Origin of the sequence: Pseudomonas sp. NPDC087614, from assembly GCF_044743485.1 — a bacterium.
Classification (GTDB): domain Bacteria; phylum Pseudomonadota; class Gammaproteobacteria; order Pseudomonadales; family Pseudomonadaceae; genus Aquipseudomonas; species Aquipseudomonas baetica_A.
This window is the reverse complement of the sequence record NZ_JBIUWN010000013.1, coordinates 84,721-99,157: the sequence shown is the minus strand read 5'-3', so window position 1 is coordinate 99,157 and position 14,437 is coordinate 84,721. Positions and strand designations below refer to the sequence as shown.

Below are 14,437 nucleotides of genomic sequence, written 5' to 3'. Positions count from 1 at the left end.
GAAATTCCGCAGAACGAAACCACGGTAGAAACCGCCGTCACGCTGTCCGGTGCCGCCGCCAAAGGCCAGGAAGTCGAGATATTCGATGGTGCCACCACCAAAGGCCGAGCGACCGCTATCAATGGCGTGTGGACGTTGCCGGTGTCAGACCTGACGGTCGCCGCGCACAGCTTCAAGGCCAAGGCCTTGTATGGCACAGGTGCCGAGTCGGCGGCCAGAACCCTGACCGTGATCGCAGCCACCGCGCCTACGCTGACCTCCGTCAAGGGTTCGCCGAGCGGCAATGAAATTCCGCAGAACGAAACCACGGTAGAAACCGCCGTCACGCTGTCCGGTGCCGCCGCCAAAGGCCAGGAAGTCGAGATATTCGATGGTGCCACCGCCAAAGGCCGAGCGACCGCTACCAATGGCGTGTGGACGTTGCCGGTGTCAGACCTGACGTTCGCCGCGCACAGCTTCAAGGCCAAGGCCTTGTATGGCACAGGTGCCGAGTCGGCGGTCAGGACCATAACCGTGGCCGCAGCCACCGCGCCTACGCTAACCAATGTGCTGGATGACAAAGGCGTTGAGGTGCTGGAAGCCGGCTTCACCGTCAGCACGACCCTTACCCTCAAAGGGGCGGCGAATAAGGGGCTGCAGGTAGAGATTTTTGATGGCAGCGGTGCAAGTGCGGTGCCCAAGGGCAAGGTGACTGCCGATAAAGAGACCGGTCTCTGGAGTCTTACGATTACCGTGCCTTTTGGGGCGCGGCGGTTGTATGCCAAGTCGCTGTATCACAGCACTCCGGTGTATTCCAATGTGCGATTGCTGACGGTGACAGAGCCACTTTCAGTCGAAACGACGCCGATGGTGCTGGATGGCGTAATGGTGAGAAGTGGCTATTGCCCGAACTTCAACGGTGTCGATGCCATTGACAACACAATGGTTCGCACTCCCACTGGCGGCCTCCCGTCCTATACCTATCGTTCCTCGAACAGCGCAATCGCGGCGGTTGCCAGTAGCGGCAAAGTCACGGGAATGGGCAACGGAACTACAACCATCGTTATCACTGATCAACGTGGTGCGAAGGTCAGCTACTCAGTCAGAGTTGCCAATATCTACGATTTGTGGGTGCATGGAAACGGAGACTGGACTTACCCGAGATACCAGCAATCGCAGGCGCAAAGAGGACATATCAATTTGACACCGCAAATCCGCGCGGTCATGGAGCGCTGCTTCTTCCAGCCTTGGTTCAATTGGACTGCAAGCCCGCCGTATCCTCACCTGGCCAATGCGTGGACCGGCACCGCCAGCGGAGACTCGGCCGAGGTTTACAACGTAGATACCCGCAGTTTCGGATGGCTGGTGCAATCAGCCAACCCCCATCACGGGTTGAGTTTTTTATTGCTTAATGTGGGTGTACTCGGAGCGACGAGTAGCAATGAGGAGCCGGTAGAGGCCAGAGAAGCGTCTGTGCCGCCGTTGAACAACAATGATTAATTGAGACCTGCTGCGGTAAAGCAATGCCTACAGTCGTAGTCCTTAAAGCCGCGCGCCTATTAAAAAGTCGCGCGGCTTTTGGTTTTAAACTCGTCTCGGAGATCTTGTTGAAGAGCGTGTAACGCTACGTCCGCAAAGCCACGCACCCTTGCGCCTTTGCCTACAGCCAAGCCAGAATCCGCCGGCTTGCGCGCCTTGGGTGCGGGTTCTATTGTGGGTCGGTCAATGACGAATCAGCGACTGCTGCCCTGGACGTACGCTGTCCGCTGTACAGAATGGAATAAGGCATGCAAAAAAAGGGCGACCCACCGGCCGCCCAAACGTACTGCACGAGAGTCTTTTACAACGTCAGTTGCCCACGTTCCTCCTCGGTCAACTGCTGCTTCGCCTGTTCATCCAGCGCCCCGGCACCCAACACCTGCACCGGGCTGTTCGGGTTGTAACCCGGCGCCGATGCACGGCTGGCGCCATCGCGCGACGGCGCAAGCTGTTCGTTGCCGAAGCTCAGCACCTGCACGGTGAACACCGAGGCCTGGTTCTGCCGCGAAGCCGCCTGCTGCTGACGGGCGACATCTTCCGCCGCTTGCGTGGCCGACGATGCGGCGGAACTGGCCGAGGTGATCGCCCCGGTATTCACCGCCGATACCACCGGCACCCCCGTCGCCTTGCCCTGAACCGAAATGTTGGCGGCGTTGACTACCGTCAGCGCGGCGATGTTGACGTTGCCCGACACCCGAATCCCCGCCTCGCCCGCATCGATGGTGCCCAGCGGCGCGATCAGGTCGATATCGCCCGGCACCACTTCGGCAATCGGGTTGAGCGTGGCGATACCGGCGCCGGTACTCGGTACCGATGGCGACAGGCTCACGTTGCCCCAAGTGTCGTACACGCGTTTCGGCGGGGTGTAGACCACAGTGGTTTTCGAACCACGACCGGCGTTGATGTCGCCCTCGGCCGACCAGCCGAGGATCGACCCGCCGAACGTGGTCATGATCCGGCTCTGGCCCAGCAGAATACTGCCCTGGGAGTAGAGCTGAATATTGCCTGAACCCTGAGTGATGATCCCCGCCGTCGATGGCGGCACCGCGCCTTCGATGCCGAACACCAGACCACCGCCCGGGGTGAGCATCTGAATGTCGCCGCCGAACAGGGTCTTGACCCCTGCTCCGCCATACATCGTGATGTCGCCGTCGTAACGGATCGGATTGCCGGCCACGTCGGTAGTCGGGAACAGCGCCGCGATGGCGTTGCGACCGCGCAAATAACTGCCCTGACGCGGGCCGTCGACATCGTTGTACTCCAGGCCGCCGGCACGCAGTTCGGCGAAGTACACCTGCCGCGCGAAAATCGCCTGCTGGGCACTTGGCAGCGCGGCGTAGAACGCTTGCGCCTGTTCGGCGTTGCCACTGAAGCCGTAGCCGAGGGTCAGCCAGCTCTGCAGTTCGTCAAGGTAGGTCTTGACCACTTTGCCCGGTTGCCCGGTAAGGGACCTTTCCGGATTGGCGAGATTCTGCCGGCTCAGATAGCGCGCGATGAACTGCGCATAATCCGGGCCTTGCGCCCCCGCGCCGGCCTGCAGCACCACACTGGTACCCGCACGATTATCCCCCGCCACCAACGACCCGAGGCTGGTGATGCTGGCACGGTTTTCCATGAGAATGTTGCGTCCGGCGTTGATATCCAGAACACCCGGCCCGGCGATATCGAAACTGCTATAGAGGATGTCGCGACCTGCCGAAACCCGTGAAACGTCTCGCGGATTATTGTGGATGAACAGGTTGCCAGCGGAGGTGATGAGCTCTCGCCCGACACCCATTTCATCCGACTGGACTTGAGTGGGCTGGCCCAGATTGGTCCCGGACGCCACGATGTCGCGACCGGCAATCATCCACACCGGCCCCGCCGCCTCATACCAAGTACGTTTGGACGTAGTGAAATTCAGAGTTTCGCCGTTGCGCACGCCCACCAGATCGCCAGTTAATGCATAGAAGCGTGCGGGCCCCTGCACTCCGCTGAGACCCGAATACGTGTTGGGGCCAAATGCGAACAACGGATAACGCAAGTTGCCGTCCGATGCGACGCCGTCACTGCTGTAATTGGTGGCGACGGGTCTGACTTGCGCATTGTTGTCAAAGCGGTTGAACGCCGGATTGAACGGCGTGGCAATGGACGCTGGACTCGCTCCGGACTGATTGATCGCATAGCCGCCGGCGTAGATGGAATCGCCCGCCAGCATTTCCAGCTGGCCAGCTGTCGACGGCGCCAAGAGCAATGAGTAGGCGGACAGCGGGAAATCGTTCCTTTTTACCGATGCTGAAGGCCCGGCATAAATCGATCCCTGACCCGCCACTGCGCGCAAAATCGACGGATAGACGAATCGACCGTCTGTAGGCGATGTGTTTCGCCCCAGCGGTAAACTGAAGTTGTTGAACTCATTAAACTCTGCCATTTGGGTAGAAGGCGTAAGGTTTCCCCCGGCCGAAAACAAGTCGATGGCGGTGTGCTCGGTCCACAATGAAAACCCACTGAGGATCCCGCCTCTCTGGATGTCACCATTGGCGTCGAAGACCGGGGTAGCGTTCTGCAGGCTGACGCGTCCCGGGTCGCTTGCTCCGCCCAGCACCAGATCGCCACGGGTGCTGAGGCTCATCCCCGAGTCACCGGGGATCAATACCAGACCACCAGAGGCTGTGCTTGTAGTTGATGTAAACGGGTCAAGCGCGCGGGTTTCCCTGATGTCATGCGAACGTGACGCGGCGCCGTACTGCAGATCGATACCGCCCAAGGCGCCGCCAGTCAATTGCACCGCGCCGCGCAGGTTGACCAACGCACCTTGCAGGTCGTGAAACGGCCGCGCCCCGCCGGTATCGCCAGCCCGGGCCTGCAGTGACGGGTTGAGCTCGCCGCCAATGCGGATATCCATGTCACCGCCACCCGTCATTTGCACGCGGCCATCGCTGCCGACCCTGCCGGTGCTGCCGACTGCAACGTTGAGCCCCTGGCTGCGCAGGTAACTCGTCGCGTCTCCCAGCGGCTTCAACATGCCCGCATCGGCCCCGGCGCGCAGACTGATGTTGCCGCCGCCCAACGTACCAAAGCCGGTGAAACCCACCAGGTACGGCTCGGTACTCATATTGCTGTCGGGTATCGGTTGAGTGATGTAGCTGCCGAAATTGATCCACCAGGCCGTTGGAACATCGGCATTCCCCGTGCCTTGACGCCACAGCCAGTTGCCAACGGCAACACTGGCTATCTGCTCACGAGTACCGCCCGACTTCTGCTCTTTACGCCCCACCGAATCGCCGGAGATCGAGCCACCGGCATTGATGCTGAGGTTACCGCCCAGTTGCGGATACCAGGCCTGATAGAGGCTGTCAGTGCCGCCGTTGACCCATTTTTCGTAATCGGCTCCCGTGCTGCCTAAAACCGAGTTTGTATCGGACAGGTGCCCGCGCATCTGGTTGTAGAGCGGGTCGACATTAGCCGACTGCGTCCCTGCGGTGTACACGCCGAAAGGCGAATCCATACTCAGATTGCCGGCCGCCATCAAGTCGAGATCGCCCGTGCCGGTTCGCAGCACGCTGAACATCTGGGTGTGCACCTTGGCGGATTTTTGCGGGTTGTTTTCCAGACACAGGTCCGGCTGCAGTTCGCAGAGGATCAGATAATCATCAGGAACCGGCTCGTAATCAGCGCCCATGCCGCTACCCGGCGCCCAGACCCAACGCGCCATCGGCGCACAATCGCTTGGGCCGATTTCACAAAGAATCAGATACTCGTCGGGGATGGGTTCGTAGGGCGGGAAGCCATACTGATTGTCTACGGCCCAGACCAGTTTCGCTACGCCCTGCGTAATCGTCGCACCATAGTGAGTGTCCGCCAGCCGCAGATGACCACCGCTGGTCAACGGCTGGACCGTGCGATTATCCGCCGCGTCAAGATCAGCGCCGGCCACCACACGCATCGACCACGAGGCAGTGCCTGCAGGCAGCATGCTCGCCACCGCCCAGTTCTTGCCCTGCTGGGTGCCGTTGAACGACCGCAATTCGATAATCGTTGTCCCATCAGCCAACTTCACGTCCGTCATGGACGGGATGAGTGACCCGCGCAGCAATGCCAGTGAACCGCTCAATTTCACCCCGGAAACGGTTCCCACATCCACATCGTATACGGCCGGCAGCGGCACGCCTTTTGGCCAGGTCATAGCTTGCAGCGACGTGGCGTCGTTCAGGCGAATCCCCGCCCCCAGGCGCGTTGACGCCGGCAACGTCACACTCTCGGAGAGCAAGGTGCCGGCGGCAAACAACAGATTGCCATTGCCGTCATGAATCGCCGCCGCCAGCACGGTGCCAGCGCCAAAGGTATAGGCCTGGGCCAATACCGCTTGAGTCGGCAGCAAGGTGCCGCTGGCCAATACCGCGCCTTGAATCATCACGTCGTAATTAAGCACGGCCCCCACCGGAAACTGCGTGCCTTCGGCCAGTGAAACGCCAGTGCCCGGCACGATAAGATCGCCACCGAACGGCTGCACACCGGTGATCAGCTTCCAACCGGCGTCATCCTGGGTTTGCGGTGGCGGCGCAAAGCCGTCGTTGATGCTGCCGTAAATATCGAGATTGCCGCCGGCGCGGATGACCAGACTGCCGGCCTCACCCGAGCCGTAAACCGACGGGTCCAGTCGCGTATGCGGATTGAGGCTCGCGTAGCGATAGCCAGACAAGTCCAGATCACCCTCCACCACCAGGTCGCCGTCGGCAGTCTTGCTGGCAATCTCTACGCCCGGGCGCAGATGGAACGCATCGGCATAGGTGGCGTTGTTCAGCCCGGCGAGTTTGCGTTGCAACAGATCATTGTTGCCCAGAGCGGCGTTGATGAAGTTGTTGCTGTCACCGTGAATGCGATCGAGCATGGCCTGATCGAGCACTTGATACGGGCGGCCAGTGACGGCCTGATCGGTGCCATCGCGAGCATCGGTGTAGCGACGCACGCCATTGAGACCGATGGAACGTGCGCCCTGAATGGTCAACGCACCACTGGCATCAATGGCGATGTCATTGCTGCCCAGCCGCGGCGCGTTCAGCTCCAGCGTGCCACGCAGCATTCCATCGTTTTGCCCCGCGAGAATGCCTGGTACCGCATCAGTGCCGTGACGCAGATCGATCCGCGCACCAGAAGCCAGGGTGAGCAGACCATCACCGGAATTGAGCTCGACCGTCGCCCGGTTCGGCGCATCGATGATCTTGCCGTAGCTGTCGACCCGCAGCACACGACCATGGGCATCGAGCACGCTGTTGCCGGTCAGGGTCAGAGCGTTTTTCGCCGACAGACGAATACTGCCGACACGCTCGCCGCTGGCGTCGATCAGACCGGCCACCGTCAGACTGCCATTGTCCACCGAGACATTGACCTCGCCAGCCTTGAGGCCGTCGCCGATGAGCAGGTTGCCTTGCTTGAGCTGCAAGCTGCGGCTGCCGAAGACCTGCCCGGCATTCAAACGCTGGTTGAGCGCGGCGAACTGTTCAGTGGCATCCCCCCCCAGACGCTGCGCGCGAATGTCAACGCCGCCGGCCTTGTACGGCACCAACGTGCCCCCGGCGTCGTAGTAACCGCTGCTGCCACCAAGGATCTCGCCTTGCAGATCGACCATACCGGCCGCCTCGGCCAACGCGACGACGCTGAGATTACCGGCCTGGTTGTTATTCGCCGACAGATCGATTCGCGAGCCCGCCGCCTGACGAATATTGCCGTTGGCGCTGTACAGCGATATGTCACCGCCCCAGCTGTACTTGCTGACATCGTTGAACGGCAAGGTACGCCCGGTCAGATCCAGCACGGCGGCGTTGCCAAGGCTTAAATCATCTTCGGACTTCACGGTCAGTTTGCCGCTGGCCAAGGCGATACGGCTATCGAGAACGATGTTGCGAGCCTCAAGGTTGAGTTCCGCACCCAAGGCATCCGCCCCCCCATAAGCCCCGCCACTGCTGAGCGTCAGGCTGTTGCCGGCCTTGAGCAAACTGACCGATGCTGCTTCACCGGTGAGCAGCGGCGTGCGCAGGTTCAGATTGCCGCCGCTGTAGCTGTAGCCCTTGACCGGGTCGTAAGCGCCCTGCTCCTGATACACCGCCAGACTGCCCTTGTGGTTGGCGGTGATGCGTTCGCTGGCCGTCAGGTTGACGTTGGCAAAACCCAGCGCCAGACGATTGTTCTGATCCAGGCCGCTGGGCTGTGGCATCGGGCCGTAACCCAGTTCGATGCGTTGCGCCTGGATATCCAGCGTGCCGCTGCCCGTGCCGGCGCCGCCAGTGATAACGCTGCCGGGTGTTTGGGTGGCGCCGTTCCAGACCAGGTTGGCGGTGCGGATGGTCGCCACATCGTTGGCATCGCCCAGACCGTAGATCGCCGGAGTGATGAGCACCAGGTTCTGCAGTTTGCTTTGGCCGGTCTGCGGATCAAGCGTATCGAGGCTTACACTGCCGTAGAAATTGAAAGCATCGCGGGTAGTCAGGCTCAAGGTTTCCAGTGCCGGAGCGCCAAATTGGGTATCGCCGCGCAACAGTCGATCAAGCACATTCTGGTTGAGGGTCAAACCTGCCGGTACGCGATTGCCTGCCGCCGCCAGCGCCTCGGCACTGCCGGCATTCACCGAACCGACCGACAACGCCAGATGACGCGTGCCGAAGCGCACGGCTTCACCGAGCTCAAACTGGTTATCCGTGGCAGCGGTGATGCTGCCGTTCGAATAAAGCAGCGCCGGATTACTGCATGAATCAGCCGCACAGGTGCCAATTCGGATACTGCCGGCACCACTCAGATTTGAGCCCGCTTGTGGCGCCAGCACGTGGGTCCAGCCGTTCGACACGAGCAACAGGCTTGATGCCCCCGGCTGATATATGAAGCCCGCCGTTGAATCGTAAGGTACGTTGCCGCGACCGAGCGTGTTGATCCCGGCACCCGCCTCGACCGTAATACCGCCAGTGGTCAAGGTGGTGCGCAGCAAGACTTCCGGCGCAGAAAGGACGGCCCCCTCACGCAACACGATATTGGCGGTGGTGCCGAGGAAGCTGATGATATTGCCTGACGTGTTGTACACAACGTCCGGCATTGCACCGAGGGTCAAACGCCCGGCGTTGAGGTTATTCAGCGTGTCGGCATACAACGACACACCAGCGACGTGCGCGGTCGGCGCCTGCCCGGTTCCGAGGATTTCCAGGTCACTGCCGGCATAACCACCGCGCACCACCGCCGTCCCGGTTAACCCACCCTCGGCGGGGTTGAACAGCGCGCGCCCGTTGAACTGCAAAGCAATGTCTTGCTGACCACCGGTACTCAAACGCAGATCCAGGGTCTTGCCGTCCATAGGCGCCAATGCACGGGGCAGCCCGCGCCTGGCGGCATCATTGCGGATGAATGGGGTAAGCCCGGTTTCGTTGTACTGCGAGTAACGGCGCAGCACGTCCGCCGACGTCAGGATGACCTGACTGGCCAGGCTGTCGCGCAGGCCGGTATTGGCAATCGACATCTGCCCGCTGCTGGTCCACGAACCATTGCGCAGTTGCAGCGCCGCCGTCGTCGCAGTCGGTGTTGCCTGACCGTTGACTTCGACCCGGAACGCCCCCGGCAACAAGGCAAAGGTGGATGGCAACAGCGTGTAAGTTCCCGCCGCCAACCCCGGGACACCGGCGCCAATGGTGATTTGCTGGCCCACGCGCGGATCGACCGCGCCCGCTTCCGGCAGCACTGGCGCATAGCGGCTCTGATTGCCCGGAACGATGGCATAGACCGGGTTGCTCGTCAGCCCCGGCAAGCTGAAAGTGCCGTCGGTGGCATTGCGCACCAGCGGATTGAAACGCGCATCGGTAGAACCGCCGCGCCCGGAGATGAAACCAGCGCCGCGAAGATCGCCACCACCGGACAGATCAATCAGGGCACCGCTCTGCACATCAACGTATTGCCCACCGATTGCCACACCGTTTTTTTCGCCAGTGATGCCGTTCAACACCACGGATTTGCCGTTGTAGAGATAATCGATGCCGTCGGTGGTGCCGCCGTAGGGCATGACCAGACCGGCACCGCTCACCGACGTTGTACTGCCAGAAAGCAGGCGTACCTCGTGGCTGGTAGTCAGCAAATCGTCGCCCAGGACAATCTTGCCCAACGGTGCCCGCACAACACCGCCCTGCTCGATGTACGCAGCAGAAAAGCTCAGATTGCCGAAAACCGAGTACGGCACCTCAGCGGGCGCCGCGCCGTGGCCGCTGATGCGCAGGGTGTGGTCGGATACCGCAACGGCGCCCTGATAACCGACCCGCACTTCAGCCTGGACGCCAGTGCCCGGATAGATCTGCGCAGCACCAAGATTCAAGTCACCCGGCGTCCACAGCCGGGTTTTCTCGGCACCATCGTTTGGCGCGAGGAAACGCAGGTCGCCACGGCTGTCAAGTGACACCACACCGAACGCCCGGCGGCTGTACTCAACAGCCGGGGCATTGAGTTGCAGAATCGAACCCTGCGTGCCGACGGAAAGGCCATTACCCACGTCCAGCAAGTCTGCCGACGCATTGAATGTCGCGTCCGACAGTTGAGCCGTCGGGTTATTGGTCAACCGCGGCCGGATCCTGTTGACGCCCGCGAAGTAGCTGCCCACACCGGACAAACGCAAGTACGGAGCGCTCAAGTTGACACGTGTCGTTTCCCTGGACGTTTCGGCCAGCGACAACGCTGCGGCGTACAGATTGAGGCTCTGGTTCATGTGCAGATTGACGTCGCCGTCAAACGACAGCATGCCGTTGCTCAACAGGCCCAGGTTATCGAAACCGCCCGCCATCAAGCCGTCGGCACTCAGACGAGCCTGGCCATAGCGCAAGCCTTCGGCGCCCTGGCCCGGTCGCAGATTGACGGCCAGCGATTCCTCACCTGCGCCTTGGCCGATGATGATCTCCCTCGGCGCCCGCACCGCATTGCTTGCCGAGTCAGCGTAAAGCGGCGTCTCAAGGGCGATGTCCAGACGACCGCCGGCAGCGCCGACACCGCCCGCCGTCGCACGCAAGTGACCATCAATGAACAGGCCGTTGTAGGAACCCAGGCTGACGCGACCGCCATCTGTCGCAACGCGGGTTGGCCCCTGACCGGCGACATCCAGAATCGCCTCGGTGCCAGAGGCATCAAGCCGCGCGCCCGGACGCACAATCACGTAGGCGTCGGCAGCCGTGGCAGTCGCGCGTTTCGAATCGATTTCACCGCCGATGATGATGCTGCCACCCTTGCCGACCTGCCCGTAGGTTCGACCCAAGGCATCGAGCGCGGTGTTGGCGCGTCCAGCGACATCCAGCACCGCCTGCTCGCCGATCCAGATAGAACGGTTATGCGCAGTCGGATCGGCCAATTGAATCGACGTATCCGGTTTGATCGAGCCGAACTGTTGCTGGCGGATATCAACCGTGCCGCCCCAGGCATTGAGCTCACCTTCAACCGTGATCTGCCCGGCACCGCGCAGCTTGATGCTCTGCCCCGGATCGACGCTGATGCGCGAACCACGGCCAAGCGTCAACGCACTGTTGGCCGCGTCGATCAGACCGACCAGACTGGCCCCGCCCTGCAATGTCAGGCTGGCTCCGGCACGTTGGGTCAGCACTCCCTTGATCGGGTTTTCCTGGAAGAGCATTGGCGTCCACAGTTCCAGTGCCGATTGCGGATCAACACCGCTGACCTGATCCGGCGCGGCTTCGGCAAAGCGGTACACCGGCATGCTCACGTCAATCGCCGTGTCTTCGGCAACGTCGAGCCCGCTCAGACCGATCAGGTTGTAAGCGCTGAAGCCCTTGTTGAACAGGTCGGCGGACAACTGCAGGGTGTTGTCGGCCAGCACCTTGTCAGCCTGCCCGATGAGTAGCTTGTTAGCCTGCACGGTCAGGGTGCCGCCGCCCGTCACACCGTAGCCACGCACTTCGCCAGCAAGGTTCAAATGCGATTGGCCCGGTGCGCTAATGGCGCTGGATTCCAGCGTCAAATCACCGCCCTTGCCGCCCCGGGTCTTGCCGTTGGCGAGCAGCGCGCCGCCAGAAGACACATCGAGCAGACTGCCGGCGTCGATATCGATATCGCCACTGCTGCGAATCGACACCAGCCCCCCGTTGAGATACGCCAGGCTCGCGCCATCATCCGGATTGGTGCGCAGGTTGCTCCACACACCGCGAGTATCCAGTCGCACGCCTTCGGCAACCACTACCTGTGCCGCGTTGCCGGATTTCGCCGTGAGTTGCGTGTCGGTGGTTGTCGAGCCGTTGAACTGATTGAGCACGTTACCCAGCCGCACACTGCCACCGCGAGCCGTCAGGTCGGCGCCCATTTGCACATCCGGGGCATACAGGGTGATGTCGCCACCGGCATCGACCGCGAGCGCGCCATCCACGGCGACTTGATCCTTGGCCGACACCTTGAGCGCGCCGAGGCGAAAACCATTGAGTTGACCGTTATCCAGAAACAGCTTGCCCTTGCGCGAATCGGATACCGCGCCGGCCAGATCCAGATCACTGCCGGCCACCGGACGCTCGCCGCCAATCTGCACCTGATCCAGCAACGGATTGAGCGTGTAGAGCAATCCACTCGCCGCCGCCACATACGCCGGGTCATAACTGCCGACAATCAATTGCGCACGACGTGCCAGCGCCGTCTGGCTTTGTTCGTAGCCATCAAGCAACGGTTTCGGCGCCTGATTCTGCCGCTCGCCCTGATACACCTGGCCAATCATCTGCCCCTCGAGCACGGCGTTGGCGGTGGCGATTACCAGTTGCCCGGCATCACGCCCCACGGTGTACCCCGACTCGAAACGCGCGCGCGGCGCAATCAGCGGATTGTAGAAGTAGCTCGTCTGGCCCCAGCGCTCGCTGTTGTCTTCATAACCTTTGTACAGCCCGGTATAGAGCAGATCCCCCGGAGCACGGGAAACTTCATACAAGCGCCCATCCGCGCCACGCAACCAGCTCTGGCGGATCTGCCCGCTCTGCACATCCAGGGTGCCGCCGGACAGGTTGATCAGCGAGCCCTTTTCAGTGACCACATCGTTGCCGGCAAAACTCACCGTACCGCCCTGCGCCATCCACTCGCCAACGCGGTGGCCCTGAGTGCCTAAGTAGCCGCCGACTTCAAGCAAACCGCCCGCCGTGTACCAACGATCCGTGGGATAGCCGTTGGTGCCGGCCGGCACGTAGACCAGCTCGCGCACATCGACCCAGATGTCATTGCTGTTGAGCGCACCTTTCTCACGGTTGACCGAGGCATCGCGCTGCTCGTTGCCCTGCACATTGATCTTGATGTTGTTGTTTTCCATCGCCACTTTGACGCCAAGAGCACCGGACACATCGATCATCGCGCCGTCACGCACCAGACTGCGGTGCTGGGCATTGACCGCAACCTGACCACCAGTGGCCAGGGTGATCGAGCCGTTCTGGAACTCGACGCTGGCGCCACTCTGGATTTCGATGCGCGACTGGTCGCCACGAATCCGGTTGTTGGCGCTGACGGCGGTCAGGGCCGCGTCGCGCTGACTGTCGAGGGCCGTGAGTTCACTGCTGTCGAGCATGATCGCCGTGGCACTGCCCTGCCCCAGCGTGACGCTACCGCTGGTGTCGGTGATCGGGTTCGTCAGGTGAATCGTGCCGCGTGTCGCCACTGAAGTGCTGGCGAGCAACACGCCGTTCTGCACCACTTCATGACCGGTCAGGGTGATGTCGCCGGTGGCGGATTGAATCAACCCATTGTTAGTGACTTTGCCCGCCACAGCCCCGGCCTTGAAGCCCGGAATGACTTCGTTACCGAAGGTGGTGGACAGCGCATTGCCTTCGGTGCCCGAACCTTTACGGATGTAAAAACGGTCACCGGCCGCTAATACCGTCTGGCCCTTGATGGTGCTGATGCTGCCGTCGTTCTGCACTTCGTTGCCGAGCAGTAACGCGTACCCCCCGGCATCGGTGGAGGCCACAGGTTTATGCGTCGCGATGGAGGCGCCGCGCTCCACCAGCACCTTGCCGGCGGCATCAGTGAAGGTCGGCGCTGTGCCGGTGCTGTCGAAGTACAGGCCACGATCACGGAACTGGATATCGGTGATATTCGCTGCCGCCGCCACCAGGTTGCGCACGTTGACCTGGCTGCTGCCACTGAAGACGATGCCGTTGCGGTTGATCAGCATCACCGTGCCGTCACCCTTGATCTGACCCTGGATCTGGCTGGCGTGTGCGTTCGGATCATTGACGCGGTTGAGCACTGCCCAGTTCGCTTGTTGGGCGAACTCGACCGAGGTGTTACGACCGACGTTGAAAGTTTCCCAGTTGAGAATCGCCTTGTCGGCGGTCTGCTCGATCTTCACCGTGGTCTTGCCGTCGGCCTGGGTCTGTTGCGGCCCCTTGGCGTTCTGCCAACCTTGCGCAAGGCTGTTATCGACCTTCAAACCGCCCTCGCCCAGACCGTCCGGGACAAACTGCACCGAACCCAGCGCCGTTGCGCGCCCGGCCGCCTGCGCCGCTTGCTGTGCTGCAATCGCGGCAACGGTGTTGTTCAAGGTCTGGATCGACCGCTGCAACTGCTGATTGGCCCTCTGTTGCTGAGCCAATGGCGGCGTCATCCCCGGCAAACCACCGACGCTCGGCCGCGCTGCCGCGGCTTGCTGCGCGGCGCCCTTGGCAGCGAACCAGCTCGAACTGAAGGCCGTCTGCGCGTGCGCGCTGCCCGCCACCAGACACAACGCCACCGCTTGCGCCAACGGCTTGAGCAGCCACAGCGCCGGGTCCACGGCATCACGCTTGAAGGACGGAACGTTGGTACGACGACGGGATGGGCGAGCGAGCATCACTACGAGATCCTTTTTGATTGCCACACTTGGGTTGCCACGCAAGGCCGCAGGCGTGCAAAAACCTGCTGTTACGACATAGGCCGTTGGCGAGGGTCACGACCGAACGGATGTCAC

The 14,437-nt window shown here is 61.7% G+C and carries 2 protein-coding genes; one reads left to right on the top strand and one right to left on the bottom strand.

What is annotated here, in order from left to right:
- Positions 1-1,479 (top strand): Ig-like domain-containing protein (locus ACIOWA_RS07925; protein ID WP_401159159.1); only part of this gene is annotated, 1,479 nt, incomplete at its 5' end.
- 340 nt (positions 1,480-1,819) lie between these two features.
- Here ACIOWA_RS07925 and ACIOWA_RS07920 read toward each other — a convergent pair.
- Entirely contained in the window at positions 1,820-14,320 is a 12,501-nt protein-coding gene (locus ACIOWA_RS07920; RefSeq protein WP_401159157.1) for a filamentous haemagglutinin family protein, read from the bottom strand.
- Between the last annotated feature and the right edge of the window lie 117 nt (positions 14,321-14,437).